Below are 21,377 nucleotides of genomic sequence, written 5' to 3' on the forward strand. Positions count from 1 at the left end.
GTACTATCGCCTCACGGAGGCCCACCGACCACTCGGCAGGTAGTCGGCGACTTTCGCGACACCGGTCGCGACCGACCAGAGTCGGTCGCGCACCGAGACGGGGAGGCGGCCGAGGATAGAGAAGAGTCGTCCCTGCCACCCGACGGGGTAGCGCCACTTCGGCGAGTCGGCCGTCGCCGCCTCCTGAATACGGTCTGCGACTTCTGCTGGAGTGTTCCCGGTCCGCGTGAGCAGCGGCAACCAGAACCGGAGCATCCGGTAGAGGTCGTCGTACTCGCGGCCCATCTGCCGACGGGCAGCAATCGTCGTCATCGCTGTCTCCATGAACCCCGTGCGGGTGACGCCAGGTTCGACGAGGACGACGTCGACGTCGTGCGGTCCCAACTCGACGCGCAGGCCGTCCATCAGTCCCGTAACCGCGTCTTTGCTCGCGGTGTAGGCGCTCATCCCCGGCACCGGCCAGTGGGCGATGACGCTCCCGACGGTGACGATGCGACCCGAACTCTGCTCGCGCATCGTGGGTAGGACGGCCCGGACGACGCGGTGGACGCCGACGACGTTGACCGCGAGTCCCGCCGCCACGCTGGCCGTCGGAACGTCTTCGAACGCGCCGGTGACGCCGACACCGGCGTTGTTGACGAGACAGTCGAGTCTCCCTGCCTCGGCGAGAATCGCCCTCACGACGCGCTCGGCTTCTCGTGGCTTGGTGACGTCGAGTTCGCGGGTCCGACAGCCGAAGTCGGTGAGTGGTGCCATCGCGTCGGTGTCGAGCCCCGTCGCGTATACGGTCCACCCGGCCTGTGCGAACCGCTCGGCTGTCGCGTAGCCGATGCCGGAGTCACAGCCAGTCACGAGGACGACCTGTTCCATCTCTCTCCCTTCGAGAGACGAGGATTAAACAGTAGGGGCAGAGACGAGCGGCGGAAAGTTGCCTAACAGTGGTGTCGTCTACCTCGGTCCGGAGTCAAGACGAGGATTTGAACCCGCGGAGTCGGGCGACGAGTGTCGGCGTCGCAATCGTCGTCGCGGCCGCGAGTGCCGTCCCGACGACCGTCACGACGAGCGGCGGTTCCATCACGTAGATTCCGATCCAGAGCACGGCGATGGGAACCCCTGCGAGAATCGTCCCGCGGAGGTCGAGCGTTCGGGACGGGCGCGCGACGTACCACGCAGTGCCAGCCCCGAGTGAGGCTCCGAGCCACTGGCCTGCCTTCCAGACTTCGCCCGCCGGCGACATCGCACTCGCAACCACCGCCAAGAGACCGAGGACGACACCGAGTGCGAACACGCGGAGCGGTTCTCGATTGCCGACGGAGGCAGCGACGGCGAAGAGGCTCAGCCCCGCGACGACACCAGCGACGATGTCGACGAAGAAGTGGACGCCGAGGACGACACGGGACGCCGTGACCAACACGACGACCACAGACCCGGCGACCCACCTGCTGGTTCGCGACCCGACGTTCAGCGTGTACGCCAGCGCGGCGACGACGGCCGTCGTTCCGAGAGCGTGCCCGCTCGGGAAGGCGTATCCGGTTCCGGTCGTGATACTCTTGAACGCTCCTCCGAGGGCAGTTGGAAGCCACTCCGGGACGGTGGCGGTACTCGCCCCGGGAGGCCGTGGAGCGACGAAGAAGTTCTTGAGCAGGTCCGTCAGCGAGAACGCACTGAACGTCACGCCGAGGACGAACGCACCGTCTCGAAGCCCCGCGACGAGTGAGCGTTCGACACCGAGGAGATAGACGAGGGTGGCGGCCATCAGGAGAAACCAGGGGTCACCGACTTGGGTGACCAACCCCGCGAGCGTCAGCACGCTCCCGAACTGTACCGAGAGCCCTTCCAAGAGGCCGAGACCACGCTCTGGAACCGCGATTTCGAACACCAACACCAGCGCGACGAGGAGAGCGAACACGGTGGTCACGAGCCCCACGACTGCTTTCCAGTGCTGTTGTGTCCAATCGACGGAGTCGGAGTCGAAGCGTTCGCGTTGTGACATTGGCTAGATCTCTCTTCTGTATCCACGTCTACGCCCGTCGCCCTCTTGAAGCGTACGGGAGACCGCCCGAAGGCGACTCCACCCCGTCTCCAAGCGATTTATACGCCCGACCACCGACCCTCCGGTAATGCGTAACGTCGTCCTCATCTGCCTCGACACGGTCCGCAAGGACTTCTTCGACGAGTACGCGCCCCGCCTCCAGGCGCGTGCCGAGGTGTCGTTCGAGCAGTGCCGTGCCGCGAGTTCGTGGTCCATCCCGAGTCACGCGAGCATGATGACCGGGAAACTCCCCCACCAACACGGTGTCCACGACCACAACCGCGACTTCTCTGCCATCGCGGCGGAAGACACCTTCCTCGCCGACCTACCGGAACACTTCACTACCGGCGTCTCCGCGAACGTCTACGCCTCCTCCGGGTTCGGATTCGACCGGATGTTCGACGACTTCTGCGACGTCTCGCCCGACCGCCGGTTCCCCGAGGGCATCCACGTCGGTCGGTTCGGCTACGAGCACAAAGGCGAGGGTGCAAAGAAGTTCGTCTCGTTCGCGAAGGCGTGTCTCGACCACGACCACCCGCTGAAGAGTCTCGCCAACGGGGCCGCCGTCGAACTCGACAAGGCACTCGCCTCGCTCCCCGTCCCGAAACTGCTCGACGAGGGCGCGAGCATCATCGCCCGCGAGGGGGTAAAGACGGTCTCGAACAGTTCGGAACCGCTGTTCCTGTTTACGAACTTCATGGACGCCCACGCGCCGTTGCGGCACGTCCGCGGCTACGACCGGTCGCTGCACAACGCCTCGAACACGTGGTCCTCCGGCGACTACGACAAGTGGGAACTCAACCTCGACGGGAAGGAGGGCCTCGAACGCAACGTGACCGACGTCCAGACCCACCGCGGTCTCTACGGCGCGGCCATCGACTACCTCGACCGCAAAGTCACGCAGTTCATCGACGACGTCCAGGCCGCCACCGACGAGGAGACGACGTTCGTCGTCACCGCCGACCACGGCGAGAACCTCGGTTACGAGGCCGAAGACTATCTCTTCGGACACGACTCCAGTCTCTCGGAGGGCCTCCAACACGTGCCCTTGCTCATCGTCAATCCGCCGGAAGACTCCGAGTACAGTGCAGCGGAACACGGCTACTTCTCGCATCTCCGACTCGGCGAACTCGTCGTCGGTCTCGCCAACGAGGAGACGCCGGACGTGTTCGACGAGCAGATTCCGGCCGAACTAATCGGGAGCAGTATCGCCAGTCCTCCCGAGAACCCCGAGTACTGGAACCGGATGCTTCGGTGCGTGTACGGCGTCGACGACGCAGAAGCGAAAGTCGAGTGGGACTCGCTCGGCGACAGCGACCGATACGAACTCGACCACGACAGACCCTGTTGGCAACGTCGTGTCGAAGAAGGTGTTCCCTTCGCAGAACTCGACGCGGAGTTCTTCGACGAAGAGATTACGGCGTACAAGCGTCGGGCCGAAGCGGGTGAAGCCGAAGGGACAGACGACGGACCCGACGTCGACGAAGCCACGCAGGACCGACTGCAGGACTTGGGTTATCTCTAACTGATGAAGGAGACGCAGTCGCTCAGTATCGGTCGAGAGACGCTCCTCTCGGTCGGGTCGAAGGCCATCATGGCGGCCATCGGCTTCGGTGGCTTCCTCCTGTTCGCCAACTGGCTCGGGCCGACGGTGTGGGGTGACTACAAGACCGCCGTCGCCGCGGCGTTCGTGCTCGTGCAGGTTCCTGCCGGTGTCGGCCTCGCGCTCCGAAAGCGTGTCAGCGAAGTCGACTCGGACCCCTCGGGCTACCTCGGCGTCGGCCTCATCGTTCATCTCGGCTTCTCCGCGATGGTCGTCGCGGCCTTTCTGCTCTTGCGACCGTTCGCCGCCGACTACTTCGGGTCGGTCGAACTCGCGTTCGGCGTCGTCGCCATCACCGTCGCACTCGGCCTGTTCGACATCACTAACCGGTTCTACGCGGGTATCGGCTACCCGGCGAAGGCCTCGTGGGTCGACGGCGCGCGGAGCGTCCTCACCTTCGGCTTCCAACTCGGGTTCGTCCTCCTGAGTCTGAGCGCGTTCGGTCTCACACTGGGCCTCGCAGTCGCGACGCTCCTGACGGGTGTCTTCTCTCTCGTTCTCGCGAAGGTGACACCGTCGATGCCGACGGTCCACTCGGCCCAGCGCGTCTACGACTTCGCGCGGTTCAGTGTCCCCAACTCCCTGCTCAAGAACCTCTACGACAGCGCCGACGTGCTCATCGTGAAGTGGGTCGCCGGAAGTACGGCAGTCGGGTTCTACAGCGCGGGTGCCCAACTCGCCATGCCCGCGGCGATGTTCGCCGGGAGCATCCGCGACGCCCTTACGGTCAAGTCGAGCGGGCTGAGTTCGGTCGGCGAAGGCGTCCGCGCCGACCTCGCGAACGCCGTCTCCTACGCCGGTCTCATCGCTGTGCCACTCTTTTTCGGGTCGCTCGCCATGCCGACCGAGATAATCGTCACGCTCCTCTCGGGGTCGTTCCGCGGGGCCGCCCCGGCGCTCGTCGGGCTGACGCTCTATCAGCTGTTCAACGTCTATCGACTCCCGTTCGAGGCGACCATCGAGGGCACGGACCGCCCGAACCTCATCTTCCGAGTCAACGTCGGGACGCTCCTCGTCCACCTGCCGCTGGCCGTCGTCCTCGGACTGGAGTACCAACTCGTCGGTGTCATCACGGCAACCGTCGTCGCGGAGGCGACGCGCGTCGTCGCGTACCAGTACGTCGCGCACACCGACTACGGCGGCGTCGTGCTCACGCGCCCCATCCTCGACCAGTTCGTCGCGGGCGCGGTGATGTGTCTCGCCGTCTTCGGCGTCGAACGGTTCGTCTTTCCCGTTACCGGCTGGCCGTGGCTCGTCGTCGACGTCGCCATCGGCGCGGCCGTCTACTTCCTCGTGTTGCTCGCCGTGAGCCCGCACTTCCGTGAGACGCTTCGACACACCCTGCCGATGTTGGAACCGCGAGAGTCTGCGCCCTAATCGTCCGAAGCGAGCGACTCGTACACGCCTTCGATTGCGTCGACGACGTCGTGCCACGTCGGCAGTGGTTGGGTTGGTGCGTCGCGTTCGACTGCCTGCCGGACCGCCTCGGCGACAGCGGTCGGACTCCTCTCGTCGCCGTCGGCGACACCGACCACGTCGTCGCGCTCGACCCAGTCGACGAGTGCGCCCGTCTCGCGGACGACACAGGGAGTCCCCGCTGCGAGCGCCTCCGCGACGGTCATCCCGTACGCCTCGAACCCCGAGAGCGTGAGGAACGCCGCGGCCCCGGCGTAGAGTCCCGGTAAGTCGTCGTCTGCGACGTAGCCGAGAAACTCGACTCGGTCGGCAACATTTGCGCTGCGAGCGACCCGGCGCAAGTCGTCCGCGAATGGGCCGCTCCCGGCGACGGCGAGGTCGTACTCAGGGAGTTCAGCGAGTGCACGAATCGCGTGCTGGACGCCCTTGTACTCCTCCAGTCGGCCGACAGAGAGGAGGTAGGGTCGGTCGCGAGTGGTCGGTGTCGCGTCAGCGAACCGTTCGACGTGGAGACCGTTCGGAATCACGCGGGTGGTCACGTCAAAGTCGCGAGCCAACGCCGCGGCCTCCCACTCGCTGACGGCGACGAGCGCATCCGCTCGGCGCAGTGCCCACCCGCCCAGCGGGCGGTAGAGTGAGAGCAGTCGGTCGCGGAACTCCGACGCACTCGCACCGTGGTAGTGCGGCGTCGCGACGAGTGGACGCCCGCGCTTCCCCCCGCGCTCGTTCCCGAGAGCGGCGAAACAGAGCGGGAGCGAGTGATAGTTGTGTGCGTGGACGACGTCGGCGTCGCTCTCGCGGACGGCGCGGACGATACCAGGGGCGACGTGGAACGCGCCGCCCGGCGCGACGCCGCGGTGGCGAATCACCCGGACGCCGTCTCGTCGTTGGCGACGGGGTGCGTCTGCCGAGCGAGCGTCGGCGGTGAGCACTGTCACTTCGTGGCCGCGAGCGACGAGCCCTTCGGCGAGTTCGGCGACGTGTGTCTCGACGCCGCCGGTGTGGGGTGGGTAGCGGGTCGTGACCTGCAGAACCTTCACTCGAAGGCCTCCCGCGACTCGCGGTCTATCTCCCAGATGCCGCTTCCCTCACCCCGGAGGAGGCGAACGCTGGCCACGAGTAGCGAGACCTGCGAGTCCACGATGGCGTAGAGCGGTTGGGCGGGTCCGAGACTGTCACGCTGGCCGAGGTAGCCGAACCCGAGGATAGCGAGAGGGACGACGAGTCCGAAGAGGCCGACGAGCGACACGGCGGCGGCCGTGACGAGAAGCGAACCGAGCACGAACAGCCACGGCGAGATAACCATGAACCACCAGTTGAACGGGAGGACGACGCGGCCGTAGTAGCCGTAGCCGCCGAGCATGTCCCGATGTTGGACGAGCAGTTTCAGGAGACCCATCGCGCGGCGGTCCTTGCGCTGACGGCGCTTTCGGAAGTCCGAGACGCCGGATTCGACGAACTGGAGTGTGGGGTCCATGACGACGCGTTTCCCGCCGCGCCGGATGCGGAGGGCGACTTCCGTGTCGTCGGCGAGCGAGTTCGGGTCGATTGGATGGAAGTCCTCGCGGCGGAAAGCGAAGCAAGGGCCGTGAAAGATGAACGTCGAGTCGAGATGTGATTCGAGACTCTGGAGTTTCGATTGGATGCCCCGGTAGTCGGCTTCGACTTCGCTGTCACCGAGAACTTCGGTCTGTTGACCCGTGACGGCCCCGATATCGGCATCGGCGAGGGTGGCGACGGCTTGCCGGAGGACGTCCGTCGCGAGCGCGGAGTCGGCGTCGGTCCGGAAGATGACGTCACCGGTCGCCTTTTGGAAGGCGTCGTTCAGCGCGGGTGCGACACCGCGGCGTTCGTCGTCGTGGAGGACGGTGAGCGTCGGCCCGTCGCGCTGACCGAGGAACTCGCGGGCGACGTCGGCGGTGCCGTCGTCACTAGCGTCTGCGAGGACGACTTCGAGTTTCGAGGGAGGATAGTCCAGTGCGAGGATGTCTTCGAGCTTGTGCTCGATGATCTTTGCCTCGTTGTACGTCGGAATGACGACGCTGACGCTCGGTTCGCAGGTGCGTTTCGTCGCGGGAGACCCCGATGGGCGCACGAGGACGTAGAGAGCGACGTACCCTAAGTACGGGAGGGCAGTGACGCCGACGAGGAGGGCTGCGGCGACGACGAGCACGTTCATGCGAGAGCGTAGGCACTACGGCCGATAAAGTCAGTGGAATGTTTCGCGTGTCCGAGGGTCTGTCGGAGCCAACAGCAGACATGGCGACGCTCGACTGGAGCGGATACTCGATTCGTACCGACAGAACAAGCCACGTCCACGAGAGTCTCTATCAGAAGCGCTTTTACCGCCGCCGCGTCCAGTTGGCGGCAATGGACCCCGTCGAAACCGTAGTCGCAGCTGACGCGGCGAGCATCTCTCCTGACGAGGTGTGCGTCCTCGTCCCGACCTACGACGAGGCCGAGACTATCGGCGGCGTCATCGCCGGATTTCGGCGGGAGGGGTTTACGAACGTGCTCGTCGTCGACGGCGGATCGACGGACGGCACCAGAGATATCGCCACCGAGCACGGTGCTCGCGTCGTCGTCCAATCCGGCTCTGGGAAGGGACAGGCCGTCCGCGAGGCACTCGACTACGTCGACGTGGACTACGTGTTGATGGTCGACGGCGACGGGACGTATCGACCGGAAGACGCCGCTCTGATGCTCGAACCGCTCGCAGAGGGGTACGAACACGTCATCGGAGACCGTTTCGCAGATATGAAGAACGGAGCGATGACTCGGTTGAACAAAGTCGGTAACGGCTTTACGAACCGGGCGTTCTCGCTCATCCACGGCGACGACTATCAGGACATCCTCAGTGGGTATCGAGCGTTCTCTCGGGAGTCGTTCGAGCGGTTGAACCTCACTGCCGACGGGTTCGGCATCGAGACCCAGATGGCCGTGGAGTGCGCCAAACACGGTGTGCGGACCGCAGTCGTCCCCATCACCTATCGCCCGCGACCCGACGGCTCCGATACGAACCTCCACCCGATTCGCGACGGCGGAATCATCTTCCTCGAACTGTACCGCAGAGCGAAGACGAACAACCCGCTGTTCTACTTCGGGAGCGTCGGGTTCGCGTCGACGTTCGCCGGTCTCCTGTTGGCCGCGTACGTCGGGTACGAGTGGTTCATCCGCGTCCCCCGCATCTCACACGAAGTGCTCGCCGTCGTCGCAGCCGCCGCTATCCTGTTCGGAGTACAGTTGCTGATGTTCGGGGTGCTCTCGGATATGATTCTCAGTCTGCACCGCGAGCAGGTCGACCGCCTAGAACAGCTCGAACGGCGTGGTAAATCGGAGTACGAGCACGAGTTCGAGGGGCGCGACCCGTTCGACGAACCCCGCTAGAACGGAAGCATCCCGCGGAGTCGTCCGACGACGTCTGTGGAGGCAGCTTTTCGGTGTTCTTCGAAGACAGGATGCAGTACGTTGAGGAGTTCGGTCTCCGTCTCGAAGCGGTCACGGCCGAGTTCGTCCAACGCCCGCGATAGGTCGAGGGTGTTGCCAGAGGCGTCGCAGGGAACGGCCGTGTCGTCGACGGCGCGGAGAATCTCCGATTGGGTCGCAGGGAACGTGAGGTTCGTCTCGTCGAGGCGGGCGTTCACTGCGGCGATACCGAACTCGATCGTATCGGGGGGTGAACTGTCCCCTTGCGGCGGTCTGGCTGCCATCGACACGGCGTTTGGACTGGAAGGATAAAAGTTTCCGGTGACTGTGGGCAACAGCACTTATCCCATACGACCCCCTTCGGCCGATTATGACCGAGTACACGACGGTCTCCATCCCGAAGGAACTCGCCGAACGTGTCGAAGACACTATCGAAGGAACGAGTTTCTCCAGTACGAGTGACCTCGTGCGGTTCCTCTTGCGGAGTATCGTCATCCAGCATCAGCGGTCGGGTCGACTCACCGAGGCGGAGTTCGAAGAGATTGCAGACCAACTGACCGACCTCGGCTATCTGGAGTAACGCGTTTCTACGCCAACGACTCCTGCGGCGGTTCGGCGTCGAGAACGACGAGGTCGACTCGTCGTCCCGCACGGTCGAACGCGGCGTAGGACTGCTCGTCCCACGGCGGCACCGCGACGACCATCACCGCCGCCATATGGTCTCGTTCGGAAACTTCGAGGCGTCCCTGTGGGTGTGAGATAAACCGAGCACGGCCTTGACCGGCCGGTGTCCCGATGTCCATCCCGAAGACCGCAGAGACGGGCCACCCAGCCTCGGGAAGATCGAAGTGCGTCAGTATCGGTGTCTCGCCGTCGACGCCGAGGTCGGTGTCGAATTCCTTGGCTGGCGTCGTCGACAGTGTGACATCTAGTGGCTTCGGTTCTGCGTCTTCTGCGAGGCCGAGAAGCACGTCGACGAGGCCGCGTGTGACGTAAACCACACCACAGCTACGTGGTTCACCTGCATAACACCGTCGGCAGATTGACGTAAAAATCTCAGACATTCTTTACTTCAATCATAGATTAAATGGCCGTAATGGTTGCTTACTTACGGTTCTTGACGTTGTGTTTGGAATATAAGAGAATTTTTCCAACATTATTTTGTCAGAAACATGTAGGAAATTTTATATGAGCGAAGCGCATTGGTTGAGTTGTAATGTCCGACGCAACGCTCAAGACGTACCTCGCAGAGAACCCCCGAATGATCGGCGTGCTGTTCACGATGATGCTGCTGCTCACACAGGCAGGAAACGCTTCGGCAGGAGCTATCGCAGTGACTGGTGGCCCGTAATACTGTATACAAAGAAGCCTATCGCTACCCTACTATACGCTAAGATCCGTAGTCCACCGAAGCTCACCCTCGTATATCACTGGTAGTTCCTCCATTGCGAAGAGATCTCTCAGTTCCGCTGTTGTCACCTCAAACGCTCCTAAATATCCAGAAGCGATATGTTGCTTATCACAGCCGTCAAGTGGGAGCATAGCCATCGATCCCATTCCATGAGTTCCTGTGGGGTATAGCGTCACACCTACTGCGTATTGCGAATCAGCCCTGCTAACATCGAACAACGCCGGCGTCCGACTCTCCGACTGCACGACGTCCATGTTCCCGTCGCCGACGACGGTGTACTGTCCACCGACGATAGACTGGTCTTTGGCGATGTCCAGCGCCGCGCGCAGCGGGAACCCCTGATTCAACAGTCGAACCATCGTCTTGCCGACGCGGACGGCACCGCTGTTGATGACGTCGGTGAGCGTGACGACGCCGCCGATTGCGCCACGCTCGATGAGTGCCATCCCTTGGTCGTAGGAGCGACAGGCGTTCAAGAGGAACGCGTCGACGCCGACGGTGTCGAGTTCGTTGGCGTCGAGTTTGCCGTCTGGGCAGTTGAACCCTTCATCGTCGATGTGGCCGATGTAGTGCAGGAAGTCCATCTCGGTTTCGAGGACGGCCCGGAGTGCCGCTGTCGAGAGGTTCTGGTAGATGGTGACGTCGAACGGTAAGTCGCTACGCGACCCGTAGACCTGCTCGGCGATGTCGCCTTCCTCTCCCATCGCGTCGTCGTTACAGACGACCGTGATGTCGATGTCGCCGTCGGAGGCAGTGCGTTCGAGACGGTTGCGGAACGCTTGGACGGATGCCTTACTGGCACCGACTGGAGCGTCGTCGCCGGCCCACGCCTGTTCGAGTGAATCTGCCTGCTCGGGTTGTACGAGCGACGGAACGGTGGTCCCACCGTCGGTCGCACTCCGGGTGAAGTCGTCTCGTGTGAAGTCACCGATGGCCGTCATCTGTGCCTCCGAGGGCGAGACTGACTGCCCTTGTGGGAGTTTGACCACGGCGAGGTCGTTGACGAGGAACGGCAACAGTTCGGCGTTCTCCGGCGTCGAAGCGACGTGCGTCGTCAGCTTCCACTCTGGAAGGTGGTCCTCGATGACGGCGTACGGCACGGCGAGGTACGCCTCCAACTGCTCGGCCAGCGTACAGTCGTAGAGCGCGGCGAAGTCCAAGTCGACGAGATGTTCGACTGCCGCCCGTTCGTGCAGGTTGACCTTGTAGTAGCCTTCAGTCCGGGTTAGACAGTCGAAGAAGAACGTCTGTTTCAACACACGCTCGACTTCGTTCTCGTAGCCGAGTGGTGAGTCGAGTTCGTACTCGAACCCGCTGTCGGTGACGATACGGGGGACGACACCCGGTTCGACCGTCGCACCGAGGTAGTACGCCAGCGGTGCAATCGGGTAGAGATACCGCCGCTCGGGTGGCAGTTCGATCCGAACGCCGGTGTCCGGTGCCGACAACCCCTCGGGAATGTCGAGTTCGTCGCCGAGTTCGATAGTCGGTGGATGACCGCGGAGGGTCGGATACGACCGCTCACAGGTCGTCGTCTTCAGCGCCGACGACAGCGACGAGATGGCCGCCATCAGGTCCCGCGGGTCACCCGTCGTCGTGATGGTGGCTTCGGGACGTTTGTGGTGTGAGCGTGCTCCGACGAGCACCTCTGCGTCGTCGTCGAAGCGAAGTTCCATGCAGTCCGCTTTCGCTTCGACGGAGAGTTGCCCGTCCGTGTACACGTACAACTTGACCGGTGCACAGAGTTCGACGCTGTACTCGCCGTCGGGGAAGTCGTAGCTGTCGAAGTGGTCGACCTCCGCGAACATCTCGCCGCCGGCCGTCCGCACGTACGTCGCGACGACACTGGGGAGCGTGAGCGACGTCGTCTCGATACTGACCGCCTCGTCGACGGGGAACCAAAAACGGTCGCAGTCGACGGTTGTTGGATTCGTCGGTGTCGAGGTGTCTAAGACGTACTGACGGCGTTCGACGAGGTCAGAAACCGTCAGTCCCGTGTCGGAGTCTCGTGCTGTGATAGAGACGGTCACCGGTTTGCACCTCCGGTGCGTTCAGCCGTGACCGACACGGTATACATATGCCTGAGATATCCGCTCACTTTACAAAAATGTTCCGACGATTGAAACTACCCGGAGAGAAACGCTCGAAGCGTCTTTCCGTACAGTGCGGGTGATTTGCGGCGTGCCCCATCTAGCGCGTCTCGGAGCGCAGAGGTGGCGTTCTGCATCACTCCCTCACCGTGACCGACGAGGATGCGCTCCGGGGAGAGCGAGCCCAGCGCTCGCTCCGGTGGGAACAGTCGGAGCATCGGGTGGACGCCGAGACGCTCGCCCGGAGCGAGGAAGTAGTCTCCCGTTCCGACCGACTCGGGGACGACGAGCGTCCCACTCGCTTCGTGATAGAGACCGACCTCCTGCCACGGCGGAACCGACGAATCTCGGACTGTGATGGCTCGATAGCCCGTGTCGGCGAGTTCGCGACCGAACCGCTCGACTGGTGCGTCGAGTTTCCCGGCGACACCCGCCATCCAGTCGGGCACGTACACCGGTACGTCGTGTCGGTTCGCGACGGCCGCAGCGTCTCGTTTGTGCCGGTCGAGCATGACGACGACGCCGGCGACGTCGCCGAACTCCGCGAGCAGGTCGTCGAGTCCGTCGGCATCGACTGGGTCGACGACCCAGACACCGCCGTCGGCGACGAACGCGTGGCTGGCCCGTTGCATCTGCTCGTCCGGGTAGGCAATCCACCCGACACCGCCGTCCCACCGGTCGATTTCGCGTAGGTCGCTCTGACCCGAGCCTTTCATCGGCATGACCTGTCGTAGGAGCGGAATCCGCTTAAAAGGCCGTCTCCCGGTGCTTCCAACCGGGACTCACGCACAGTATGGGTAGGATGGTCTACCCACACGTGTCTTGTCCACCCGCACGTGTCTTTTTACCTCGACCAGACCCTACTGCTGGTATGCTGACCGCGCTCAGCCGACTCGGCCTCGAAGTGAAGTATCCCGACCGAGCACGCTCGTTCTACGAGGGTCGTCTCGGACTCGACCCCGTCTCGGTCTTCGAGACGGCCGTCACCTACGAAATCGGTGACTCCTATCTGGTCCTCCGCCGACCTTCTGGCGTCCCCCGAGGCGGACTCCACACGCACTTCGCGTTCACTACTCCTGCCGGCGAGTACGACGACTGGCTGACCGACCTCTCCGACCTCGACCCCGAAGAACACACGTTCGGGTCGTACCGGTCGCTGTACGTCGACGACCCCGACGACCACTGCGTCGAAATCGGCGGTATCGACGGCGATGGGGACGGAACCGGTCTCACCAGTATCTTCGAAGTCGTCCTCGAAGTCGAAGACATCGGACGAGCCGAAGAGTTCTACACGGCACTCGGGTTCGACGTCGTCGACCGGGGCGACGCACGCCACCGCGTCCGGCTGCGCGGCCCGTTCGACCTCGAACTGTGGGAGCCACAGTTGGGACTCGCGGACGCACGCGGGGGCGTGCACGTCGACTTGGCGCTCGTCGTCGACGACCCGGAGGAAGCGGTCGAAGCAGTCGACGAGTGGGCGACCGAGACGGCCGTCGTCGTCGACCCGAGAGACGACTCACAGAGTCTGCGTGTTCGCGACCCTGATTGCCACGACATCACGTTCGTCGACGCGGACGACTTTGACCCGCGGGGGTGACGGTTCACCAGATGACCGACTATCGAAAGGTTGCTATCGACGACTTGCCCAACGCACCGAACCCGACCCGCGAGAAGAAAGAAGTCGACGAGGCGGTCGGTGCGACCGAGTTCGGCTTCAACGTCTTTCGGGCGGAGCCGGGCGAGCAACTGCCGTGGGGATATCACCGCCATCCAGAACACGAAGAACTGTTCTACGTCGTTACTGGCCAAATCGTCGTCGAGACGCCCGAACGAGACTATACTGTCGGTGCGGGCGAGGCCTTTTTCGTTCCGCCGGGCCACCTCAACCTCGCTCGCGCTGTCGGCGACGAGACGGCAGAAGTCGTCGCCGTCGGTGCCCCGAAAGGAGCCGACGGGGCGACCATCGAAGAGGAGTGTCCCGCCTGCGGCGAGGTGACCGACCGGACGTCCGACGTCGCCACCGAGGGTGAAGAGACGGTGTACGTACTCTCGTGTGCGCAATGCGGTGCCGAGACGGGTCGGCTTCGCGCTTAGCTTTCGAGTCGGTCGGTATCGATGTCGACGTTCTCGGGAGCGACGACGAGGAACTTCCGGAAGTGCATCAGTTCGCCACCCATATCCTTCACTTCGCGTGCGAAGCCAGCGGCGAGTGTGTTCAGGTCGCCCTCGATCGCGAGGACGAGGACGTTGCCTTTCTCCACGTTTCGAATCCACACGGTCGGTTCGGTGCTGCCGTCGAGGACGCCGAGGACGACGTCGCCTTGAATCTCGTCCTCGTCGAGTTGTCCCTCTGCGCCGCGAAGGTCGAGGTCGAAGTCGCTCATACCGTCTCCGTTGTATGGGGCTACGAAAAGCGTTCGGTCGCAGCCTCGTTCGTCGAGCGGGAGTCCACACTCGTCCAACCGACAGCGCGCGTGAGAGTCCATGGAGTTAATTCAAGGAAAGCAGATTGAAACTATACTATTTCACGGTTCTTCTCGTGCGGTATCTCGTCAAAGTGGTATTATGCTATATAAGGACAACAAGAGACTTAATAGTCGATTACGTCTTGCGATTCTCTGAACCGGGTGTGGTGTCAGGTATCATACGCACTGTGTCACGAACTGTCGGAGAGACACGTTTATATAGTAGACCCACCGTGGCATCGAGTACAATGTCCAACGACAACATGGACACGTCGGATACCAGTCCGGCGGGTCGAGTTCTTCCAGGGTACACTGGAACACACTTCTGAAATAGAGGAAGTACGAATTTTCGATACGACGCTCCGCGACGGTGAGCAGTCGCCACGCACCTCCTTCAGCTACGAGGAGAAGCGCGACATCGCCGCCGTACTGGACGAGATGGGCACCCACGTCATCGAGGCAGGGTTCCCCGTCAACTCCGATGCGGAGTTCCAAGCCGTCAGTGACATCGCCGCGTCGACTGACGTGACCACCTGCGGACTGGCCCGTGTCGTCGACAAAGACGTCGAGGCCGCACTCGACTCGGGTGTGGACCTCGTCCACGTCTTCGTCTCCACGAGCGACGTCCAGCTGCAGGACTCGATGCACGCGAGCCGCGAAGAAGCGGTCGAACGCGCCGTCGCCTCCGTCGAACGCGTCAAGGAGGCCGGCGTCGAGGTGATGTTCTCACCGATGGACGCCACGCGGACCGAACAGGCGTTCCTCGTCGACATCATCGAAGCCGTCGACGACGCCGGTGTCGACTGGATCAACATCCCCGACACGTGTGGCGTCTGCACGCCGACGCGGATGGCCCAGTTAGTGAAGACGGTTCGCGAGCACACGGACGCCCAGATAGACGTCCACGCCCACGACGACTTCGGCCTCGCCAGTGCCAACGCATTGGCCGGGTTCGAGGCCGGTGCGCACCAGGCACAGGTCTCGGTCAACGGTATCGGTGAACGCGCCGGTAACGCCGCCTACGAGGAAGTCGTGATGTCCGCAGAGTCGCTCTACGGCATCGATACGGGCATCGACACCACGCGCATCACCGAACTGGCTCGACTCGTCGAGTCCGCCTCGGACATCCCCATTCCCGCGAACAAACCGGTCGTCGGCCGCAACGCCTTCTCTCACGAGAGCGGCATCCACGCGGCCGGTGTACTGGAGAACACCGACACCTTCGAACCGGGCGTCATGACGCCAGAGATGGTCGGTGCGACGCGGGAGTTCGTGCTGGGCAAGCACACCGGGACCCACTCTGTTCGCAAACGGTTGGAGGACGCTGGTTTCGAACCCACCGACGACGAAGTTCGCGCGGTCACGCGCCGCGTGAAAGATTACGGTGCAGAGAAACAGCGCGTCACCATGACCGAACTCAAACGGTTCGCCCGCGAAGAGGGCGTTACCCAGACGGAGGAGGTCCGGGCGTAACATGTCCCGGCCGTCGTCCGCTTCACCCACTGACCAGCGGGTAGCGAACGCGCCGGGCGGTTCGCGCAACCCTTGCGCGCCGCGAAAAGATTATGCCCGTCCGAGCGAATCGACCGAGTACGATGACGCAGTCAGTCACGGCACGTGGGTCCGCATCCACCGCCAGCACTGCTGCCGTCCAGTCGCTCATTATTGTAGGGGCCGCCTAGCCCCTCACACCACTCGTTTTGACCCGGCGCTTGCATCGTCTCCAGAGCACCAAGCCACGCACACAGTGAACCAATCACAAACCCATCCACACGGTGGTATCCAATGAGCGAACCCGAACCTGCTACACAGGCCGACTCAGACACAGACGAAGCCGACGAATCGACCGAGACTACACCCGTCGCCAACGGTTCCCAGTCCGTCATCCGCGCACTCGAAAACGCGGGTGTCGAGACCGTCTTCGGCGTGCAAGGCGGGGCCATCATGCCCGTCTACGACGCACTCTACGACTCGTCGATTCATCACATCACGATGGCACACGAGCAGGGTGCGGCCCACGCCGCCGACGCGTACGGCGTCGTCAAAGGCACTCCTGGTGTCTGCTTTGCGACGTCGGGACCCGGCGCGACCAACCTCGTCACCGGTATCGCCGACGCCAACATGGACTCCGACGCGATGCTCGCGCTGACGGGACAGGTCCCCTCCGGGATGGTCGGCTCCGACGCCTTCCAGGAGACGGACACGACGGGCGTCACCATGCCCATCACGAAGCACAACTACTTCGCGGGCGACGCCGACACCGTCGGCGACACCGTTGGTGAGGCGTTCGCACTGGCCGGGACGGGCCGACCCGGACCGACGCTCGTCGACCTCCCGAAGGACATCACGATGGGCGACACGTCCCGCGAACCCGGTCCGGCGAAGACGCCGGACACGCACGTCCACCACGTCGAAGCCGACACCGAAGACGTCGAGGCGGCGGCCCGCGCCATCGAGCGCGCGGAGAAACCGCTCTTGCTCTTCGGCGGCGGCGTCATCAAAGCCGACGCGACGGACGTGGCGCGCGGGTTCGCCATCGACAACGGCATCCCCGTCGTCGAGACGATGCCCGCCATCGGGACGATGCCCGACGACCACGAACTCTGCTTGGAGTGGGCTGGCATGCACGGCACCGGCTACGCCAACATGGCCGTCACCCACACCGACCTCCTCATCGCTGTCGGCTGTCGGTTCGACGACCGACTGACCGGCGGCGTCGACAGCTTCGCCCCCGAGGCAGAGGTCGTTCACGTCGACATCGACCCCGCAGAGATATCGAAGAACGTCTACGCCGACTACCCGCTCGTCGGCGACGCGGGAACCGTCCTCGACCAGTTGACCGAGGAGATGGACCGCGCGCCCGACGCACGCGAGTGGCGCGAGCAGTGTACGACGTGGAAGACGGAGTACCCGATGGACTACGCCGCCCCGGACGACGAACCGCTGAAACCGCAGTTCGTCGTCGAGGCGCTCGACGAGGCCACTTCGGACCGCGCCATCGTCACGACCGGCGTGGGGCAACACCAGATGTGGGCCGCCCAGTACTGGCGGTTCAAACATCCACGAACGTGGGTCTCCTCGCACGGATTGGGAACGATGGGCTACGGACTGCCCGCCGCCATCGGTGCCCGCCTCGCCGCTGACGACGACCAAGAGGTCGTCTGTATCGACGGCGACGGCTCGTTCCTGATGACGCTGCAGGAGCTCTCTGTCGCCGTTCGCGAGAATCTCGACATCACCGTCGCCGTCCTGAACAACGAGTACATCGGGATGGTCCGACAGTGGCAGGACGCCTTCTTCGAAGGTCGGCGGATGGCCGCCGGCTACGACTGGTGTCCCGAGTTCGACAAACTGGCCGAGGCGTTCGGTGCACGCGGCTGGGCCGTCGAGGACTACGACGAAGTCGCCGACGCCATCGAGGAGGCACTCGCCTACGACGGTCCGTCGGTCATCGACTTCCACATCGATCCGGCGGCGAACGTCTACCCGATGGTTCCATCGGGCGGTGCAAACGGAAAGTTCGCCCTCTCGGAGGAGCAGCTATGACACAGCAACAACAGCAGGGACTGCAGGGTCCGACCCCCGACGACCGACCACACCCCACGGGACGTCGAAACTCCCACGGTGAGCGTATCGACCCGGATACGGAGGCAGAACAACACCCGAGAACCGCGGTCATCTCCGCGCTCGTCGAGAACGAGCCAGGTGTCCTCTCGCGGGTGTCCGGCCTGTTCAGCCGCCGGCAGTTCAACATCGAGAGCCTGACAGTCGGCCCGACGACGGTCGACGGGCACGCACGCATCACGCTCGTGGTCGAGGAGACCGACGCCGGAATCGACCAAGCGAAGAAGCAACTGAAGAAGCTCACCCCCGCCATCGCGGTGGGCGAACTCGGGACCAACGCCGTCCGGGCCGAACTCGTCTTACTCAAGGTCCGAGGCGAGGAACCGGACAAGGTCCACGCCATCACGCAGATGTACGAGGGGCAGACCCTCGACGCCGGTCCGCGAACCATCACGGTTCAGATAACCGGCGACCAGCGGAAGATAGACGACGCCATCGACGCGTTCCGGCAGTTCGGCATCATCGAAATCGCCCGAACCGGCCAGACCGCGCTCGCTCGCGGCGACACACCGACGACGCCTGGAGAGTCTCCCGGCGAGTCCGCAACAGCAACCGACGACAATCAGACACTCAACTACGATGACTGACGAATTCACCACCGAGATCTACTACGACGACGACGCAGACGCAGCGCACATCACGGACAAGACGGTAGCCGTCCTCGGCTACGGAAGCCAGGGCCACGCACACGCCCAGAACCTCCACGAGAGCGGTGTCGACGTCGTCGTCGGCCTCCGCGAGGACTCCTCTTCGCGGGAGCAGGCCGAAGAAGACGGCCTCCGCGTCGCCACACCCGACGACGCCGCCGCCGAAGCCGACATCGTGAGCGTTCTCGTCCCCGACACGGTTCAACCGGCCGTCTTCGAGGCTATCGAGGAGGAACTGGAACCCGGTAACACGCTCCAGTTCGCTCACGGGTTCAACATCCACTACAACCAGATCGAACCGCCGGAGGACGTCGACGTCACGATGATCGCCCCGAAGACGCCGGGGCACATCCTCCGTCGCAACTACGTCGAGAACTCGGGCACGCCCGCGCTGCTCGCCGTCTATCAGGATACGACCGGGAGCGCGAAGGAGGAAGCCCTCGCGTACGCGAAGGCACTCGGTTGTACCCGCGCTGGCGTCGTCGAGACGTCGTTCCGCGAGGAGACCGAAACCGACCTGTTCGGCGAGCAGGCCGTCCTCTGTGGCGGCATCGCCGAACTCATCAAACAGGGCTACGAGACGCTCGTCGACGCCGGCTACAGCGAGGAGATGGCCTACTTCGAGTGTCTCAACGAGATGAAGCTCATCGTCGACCTGATGTACGAGGGCGGCATCGGCGCGATGTACCACTCCGTCTCGGACACGGCCGAGTACGGTGGCATGACGCGCGGGCCGCGCATCGTCGACGAACACGCCCGCGAGAACATGGAAGAAGTGCTGAAGGAAGTACAGGACGGCACCTTCGCTCGCCAGTGGATCGTCGAGAACCAGGCGGGTCGCCCACAGTACAACCAACTCTACGAGGCCGAGAAGAACCACGAAATCGAGGAGGTCGGCGCACGCCTGCGCAGTCTGTTCGCGTGGGCCGACGAGGACGAAGAGAGCGAAGAAGACGAGAAAGCCGGAGTGAAAGCATGACCGACCGAGACGAAAACCGACAGCCGATGAAAGACGTGAGCCACACCAACCCCTACACGGGCGAGACGTTCAGTACCGTGTACCAGCGTGGCCCCGCCGTCGCCGACGGCGGCGAGACGGAGACACGAGAGACAGACGACGAACCGGAAGCGATGAAAGACGTCGACCACACGCCGCCACACGGCGAGAGTGCGAACGAAGTGTGGGAGCGTGGGGGAGAAGACGCCCCAGACGACGCCGTAGCGGAGGACGAAGTAGATGAGTAAGGGCACGCTCTACGACAAGGTGTGGGACGAACACACCGTGACGGAGTTGCCGACGGGGCAGACCCAACTGTTCGTCGGGTTGCACCTCATCCACGAGGTGACGAGCCCGCAGGCGTTCGGGATGCTCCGCGAGCGAGACATGGAGGTCGCCTACCCCGAACTCACCCACGCGACGGTGGACCACATCGTTCCGACGGCGGACCAGTCTCGTCCCTACGGCGACGACGCCGCCGAAGAGATGATGAAGGAGTTAGAAGAGAACGTCCGCGAGGCGGGCATCAACTTCTCGGACCCCACTTCGGGAAATCAGGGTATCGTCCACGTCATCGGGCCAGAGCAGGGCATCACCCAACCCGGAAAGACCATCGTCTGCGGTGACAGCCACACCTCGACGCACGGTGCGTTCGGCGCACTGGCGTTCGGTATCGGGACGAGCCAGATTCGCGACGTGCTCGCGACTGGCTGTATCGCCTTCGAGAAGCAGAAGGTGCGCAAAATCGAGGTCACCGGCGAACTCGGTGACGGCGTCGAGGCGAAGGACGTCATCCTCGAAATCATCCGCCGCTTGGGAACCGACGGCGGCGTCGGCTACGTCTACGAGTACGCCGGCGAAGCCATCGAGAACCTCGACATGGAAGGCCGGATGAGCATCTGCAACATGTCCATCGAGGGCGGCGCTCGTGCGGGCTACATCAACCCCGACGAGACGACCTACGAGTGGCTCGCAGAGACCGACGAGTTCGTAGACGACCCGGAGAAGTTCGAGAGACTCAAGCCGTACTGGGAGTCCATCCGCTCCGACGAGGACGCCGAGTACGACGACGTCGTCACCATCGACGGCGACGAGTTGGAACCGGTCGTCACGTGGGGGACCACGCCCGGACAGGGCGTCGGCATCACCCAACCCATTCCGGCCCCCGAAGACCTGCCCGCAGACAAGCAGGACACCGCCCGGCGGGCGCAAGAACACATGCGCGTCACGCCCGGCGAGACGATGGAGGGCTACGAGATAGACGTCGCCTTCCTCGGTTCGTGTACCAACGCGCGACTCGCCGACCTGCGGCGCGCGGCCAAACTCGTGAAGGGTCGCCAAGTCGCCGACGGCGTCCGAGCGATGGTCGTCCCCGGAAGCCAGCGCGTCCAAAAGCAAGCCGAAGAAGAAGGTCTGAAAGACATCTTCGAGGAGGCTGGCTTCACGTGGCGCAACGCTGGCTGTTCGATGTGTCTCGGCATGAACGAGGACCAACTCGAAGGTGACGAAGCCTGCGCGTCCTCGTCGAACCGGAACTTCATCGGTCGGCAAGGGTCGAAAGACGGGCGCACCATCTTGATGAACCCGCGGATGGTCGTCGCCGCGGCCATCGAAGGCCACGTGACTGACGTGCGCGAGATGAAGGAGGTGAACGTCGCATGAGCTG

22 protein-coding genes are annotated in these 21,377 nt (G+C 63.6%); 13 read left to right on the plus strand and 9 right to left on the minus strand.

Annotated features, from left to right (window positions below; translation table 11 throughout):
- Window positions 1-3: 3 nt before the first annotated feature.
- The gene (locus tag BM083_RS21275; protein WP_089872436.1) at window positions 4-870 is read right to left on the minus strand and encodes an SDR family NAD(P)-dependent oxidoreductase; all 867 of its coding nucleotides are present in this window, start codon (window positions 868-870) and stop codon (window positions 4-6) included.
- 94 nt (window positions 871-964) lie between these two features.
- Entirely contained in the window at window positions 965-1,993 is a 1,029-nt protein-coding gene (locus BM083_RS21280) for a phosphatase PAP2 family protein (RefSeq protein ID WP_089872438.1), read from the minus strand.
- A gap of 127 nt (window positions 1,994-2,120) precedes the next feature.
- On the opposite strand from BM083_RS21280, the gene BM083_RS21285 reads away from it, so the two are divergent.
- Window positions 2,121-3,557 carry a sulfatase-like hydrolase/transferase gene (locus tag BM083_RS21285; protein WP_089872440.1) on the plus strand — a complete coding sequence of 479 codons (1,437 nt, stop codon included), beginning with the start codon at window positions 2,121-2,123 and terminating at the stop codon, window positions 3,555-3,557.
- Window positions 3,558-3,560: 3 nt separating this feature from the next.
- Complete coding sequence (locus tag BM083_RS21290; protein WP_089872442.1) at window positions 3,561-5,012, plus strand: lipopolysaccharide biosynthesis protein; 1,452 nt, start codon at window positions 3,561-3,563, stop codon at window positions 5,010-5,012.
- Here the strand turns inward: BM083_RS21290 and BM083_RS21295 are convergent.
- Both BM083_RS21295 and BM083_RS21300 read right to left on the minus strand, forming a co-directional pair.
- A complete protein-coding gene (locus BM083_RS21295; protein WP_089872444.1) occupies window positions 5,009-6,091 on the minus strand; it encodes a glycosyltransferase family 4 protein in 1,083 nt (360 codons plus the stop codon). The two genes, BM083_RS21290 and BM083_RS21295, sit on opposite strands and share 4 nt — an antisense overlap.
- Window positions 6,088-7,230: a glycosyltransferase gene (locus BM083_RS21300; protein WP_089872446.1), complete on the minus strand. Its 1,143-nt coding sequence runs from the start codon at window positions 7,228-7,230 to the stop codon at window positions 6,088-6,090. The genes BM083_RS21295 and BM083_RS21300 overlap by 4 nt, the downstream gene beginning before the upstream one ends.
- 191 nt (window positions 7,231-7,421) lie before the next feature.
- Here BM083_RS21300 and aglJ point away from each other — a divergent pair, with 191 nt between their 5' ends.
- On the plus strand, window positions 7,422-8,438 hold the full coding sequence (gene aglJ / locus BM083_RS21305; protein WP_089872496.1) for an S-layer glycoprotein N-glycosyltransferase AglJ: 1,017 nt from the start codon (window positions 7,422-7,424) through the stop codon (window positions 8,436-8,438).
- Here aglJ and BM083_RS21310 read toward each other — a convergent pair.
- Window positions 8,435-8,761, minus strand: a complete 327-nt coding sequence (locus BM083_RS21310) for a DUF5789 family protein (protein WP_089872448.1) — start codon at window positions 8,759-8,761, stop codon at window positions 8,435-8,437. The two genes, aglJ and BM083_RS21310, sit on opposite strands and share 4 nt — an antisense overlap.
- 86 nt (window positions 8,762-8,847) lie before the next feature.
- On the opposite strand from BM083_RS21310, the gene BM083_RS21315 reads away from it, so the two are divergent.
- Window positions 8,848-9,057 (plus strand): ribbon-helix-helix domain-containing protein, encoded by a 210-nt coding sequence (locus BM083_RS21315; protein WP_009365655.1) that lies wholly within the window; start codon window positions 8,848-8,850, stop codon window positions 9,055-9,057.
- A 7-nt stretch (window positions 9,058-9,064) separates the two neighbouring features.
- Here the strand turns inward: BM083_RS21315 and BM083_RS21320 are convergent, their stop codons facing one another.
- Window positions 9,065-9,478, minus strand: coding sequence for a JAB/MPN domain protein-containing protein (locus BM083_RS21320; protein ID WP_089872450.1), 414 nt, complete (start codon window positions 9,476-9,478; stop codon window positions 9,065-9,067).
- A gap of 215 nt (window positions 9,479-9,693) precedes the next feature.
- Here BM083_RS21320 and BM083_RS24035 point away from each other — a divergent pair, with 215 nt between their 5' ends.
- Entirely contained in the window at window positions 9,694-9,828 is a 135-nt protein-coding gene (locus BM083_RS24035; RefSeq protein WP_281244257.1) for a DUF7503 family protein, read from the plus strand.
- Between the two features lie 32 nt (window positions 9,829-9,860).
- On the opposite strand, the gene BM083_RS21325 is transcribed toward BM083_RS24035, so the two are convergent.
- Both BM083_RS21325 and BM083_RS21330 read right to left on the minus strand, forming a co-directional pair.
- Window positions 9,861-11,918 carry a hypothetical protein gene (locus tag BM083_RS21325; protein WP_089872452.1) on the minus strand — a complete coding sequence of 686 codons (2,058 nt, stop codon included), beginning with the start codon at window positions 11,916-11,918 and terminating at the stop codon, window positions 9,861-9,863.
- A 95-nt stretch (window positions 11,919-12,013) separates the two neighbouring features.
- A complete protein-coding gene (locus tag BM083_RS21330) occupies window positions 12,014-12,700 on the minus strand; it encodes an MBL fold metallo-hydrolase (protein ID WP_177197738.1) in 687 nt (228 codons plus the stop codon).
- A gap of 149 nt (window positions 12,701-12,849) precedes the next feature.
- Between BM083_RS21330 and BM083_RS21335 the strand changes: the two genes are divergently transcribed.
- Together BM083_RS21335 and BM083_RS21340 are read left to right on the plus strand one after the other, a co-directional pair.
- The gene (locus BM083_RS21335; protein WP_089872454.1) at window positions 12,850-13,575 is read left to right on the plus strand and encodes a VOC family protein; all 726 of its coding nucleotides are present in this window, start codon (window positions 12,850-12,852) and stop codon (window positions 13,573-13,575) included.
- Window positions 13,576-13,586: 11 nt separating this feature from the next.
- The gene (locus tag BM083_RS21340) at window positions 13,587-14,072 is read left to right on the plus strand and encodes a cupin domain-containing protein (protein WP_245756965.1); all 486 of its coding nucleotides are present in this window, start codon (window positions 13,587-13,589) and stop codon (window positions 14,070-14,072) included.
- Here BM083_RS21340 and BM083_RS21345 read toward each other — a convergent pair.
- The gene (locus BM083_RS21345) at window positions 14,069-14,362 is read right to left on the minus strand and encodes a DUF5779 family protein (protein WP_009365662.1); all 294 of its coding nucleotides are present in this window, start codon (window positions 14,360-14,362) and stop codon (window positions 14,069-14,071) included. The two genes, BM083_RS21340 and BM083_RS21345, sit on opposite strands and share 4 nt — an antisense overlap.
- A gap of 300 nt (window positions 14,363-14,662) precedes the next feature.
- Between BM083_RS21345 and BM083_RS21350 the strand changes: the two genes are divergently transcribed.
- The 6 genes from BM083_RS21350 to leuC all read left to right on the plus strand — a co-directional run bounded on the left by BM083_RS21350 (window position 14,663) and on the right by leuC (window position 21,373).
- Window positions 14,663-15,916 carry a LeuA family protein gene (locus tag BM083_RS21350; protein WP_237718824.1) on the plus strand — a complete coding sequence of 418 codons (1,254 nt, stop codon included), beginning with the start codon at window positions 14,663-14,665 and terminating at the stop codon, window positions 15,914-15,916.
- A gap of 312 nt (window positions 15,917-16,228) precedes the next feature.
- Window positions 16,229-17,989, plus strand: a complete 1,761-nt coding sequence (gene ilvB / locus BM083_RS21355; protein WP_089872458.1) for a biosynthetic-type acetolactate synthase large subunit — start codon at window positions 16,229-16,231, stop codon at window positions 17,987-17,989.
- Window positions 17,986-18,654, plus strand: a complete 669-nt coding sequence (gene ilvN, locus BM083_RS21360) for an acetolactate synthase small subunit (RefSeq protein ID WP_089872459.1) — start codon at window positions 17,986-17,988, stop codon at window positions 18,652-18,654. The genes ilvB and ilvN overlap by 4 nt, the downstream gene beginning before the upstream one ends.
- On the plus strand, window positions 18,647-19,693 hold the full coding sequence (gene ilvC / locus BM083_RS21365; RefSeq protein WP_009365667.1) for a ketol-acid reductoisomerase: 1,047 nt from the start codon (window positions 18,647-18,649) through the stop codon (window positions 19,691-19,693). The genes ilvN and ilvC overlap by 8 nt, the downstream gene beginning before the upstream one ends.
- The gene (locus tag BM083_RS21370) at window positions 19,690-19,959 is read left to right on the plus strand and encodes a DUF7989 family protein (RefSeq protein WP_089872461.1); all 270 of its coding nucleotides are present in this window, start codon (window positions 19,690-19,692) and stop codon (window positions 19,957-19,959) included. Before ilvC ends, BM083_RS21370 begins: the two co-directional genes overlap by 4 nt.
- The gene (leuC, locus tag BM083_RS21375; protein WP_089872463.1) at window positions 19,952-21,373 is read left to right on the plus strand and encodes a 3-isopropylmalate dehydratase large subunit; all 1,422 of its coding nucleotides are present in this window, start codon (window positions 19,952-19,954) and stop codon (window positions 21,371-21,373) included. Before BM083_RS21370 ends, leuC begins: the two co-directional genes overlap by 8 nt.
- Window positions 21,374-21,377 lie beyond the last annotated feature (4 nt).

It is taken from the genome of Halogranum rubrum (genome assembly GCF_900114455.1).
Lineage (GTDB): Archaea > Halobacteriota > Halobacteria > Halobacteriales > Haloferacaceae > Halogranum > Halogranum rubrum.

Coding starts and splice junctions, on each gene's coding strand:
- BM083_RS21275 (WP_089872436.1), bottom strand. CDS start 870: ATGGAACAGGTCGTCCTCGTGACTGGCTGTGACTCCGGCATCGGCTAC.
- BM083_RS21280 (WP_089872438.1), bottom strand. CDS start 1,993: ATGTCACAACGCGAACGCTTCGACTCCGACTCCGTCGATTGGACACAA.
- BM083_RS21285 (WP_089872440.1), top strand. CDS start 2,121: ATGCGTAACGTCGTCCTCATCTGCCTCGACACGGTCCGCAAGGACTTC.
- BM083_RS21290 (WP_089872442.1), top strand. CDS start 3,561: ATGAAGGAGACGCAGTCGCTCAGTATCGGTCGAGAGACGCTCCTCTCG.
- BM083_RS21300 (WP_089872446.1), bottom strand. CDS start 7,230: ATGAACGTGCTCGTCGTCGCCGCAGCCCTCCTCGTCGGCGTCACTGCC.
- aglJ (WP_089872496.1), top strand. CDS start 7,422: ATGGACCCCGTCGAAACCGTAGTCGCAGCTGACGCGGCGAGCATCTCT.
- BM083_RS21310 (WP_089872448.1), bottom strand. CDS start 8,761: ATGGCAGCCAGACCGCCGCAAGGGGACAGTTCACCCCCCGATACGATC.
- BM083_RS21315 (WP_009365655.1), top strand. CDS start 8,848: ATGACCGAGTACACGACGGTCTCCATCCCGAAGGAACTCGCCGAACGT.
- BM083_RS24035 (WP_281244257.1), top strand. CDS start 9,694: ATGTCCGACGCAACGCTCAAGACGTACCTCGCAGAGAACCCCCGAATG.
- BM083_RS21330 (WP_177197738.1), bottom strand. CDS start 12,700: ATGCCGATGAAAGGCTCGGGTCAGAGCGACCTACGCGAAATCGACCGG.
- BM083_RS21335 (WP_089872454.1), top strand. CDS start 12,850: ATGCTGACCGCGCTCAGCCGACTCGGCCTCGAAGTGAAGTATCCCGAC.
- BM083_RS21340 (WP_245756965.1), top strand. CDS start 13,587: ATGACCGACTATCGAAAGGTTGCTATCGACGACTTGCCCAACGCACCG.
- BM083_RS21345 (WP_009365662.1), bottom strand. CDS start 14,362: ATGAGCGACTTCGACCTCGACCTTCGCGGCGCAGAGGGACAACTCGAC.
- ilvB (WP_089872458.1), top strand. CDS start 16,229: ATGAGCGAACCCGAACCTGCTACACAGGCCGACTCAGACACAGACGAA.
- ilvN (WP_089872459.1), top strand. CDS start 17,986: ATGACACAGCAACAACAGCAGGGACTGCAGGGTCCGACCCCCGACGAC.
- ilvC (WP_009365667.1), top strand. CDS start 18,647: ATGACTGACGAATTCACCACCGAGATCTACTACGACGACGACGCAGAC.
- BM083_RS21370 (WP_089872461.1), top strand. CDS start 19,690: ATGACCGACCGAGACGAAAACCGACAGCCGATGAAAGACGTGAGCCAC.
- leuC (WP_089872463.1), top strand. CDS start 19,952: ATGAGTAAGGGCACGCTCTACGACAAGGTGTGGGACGAACACACCGTG.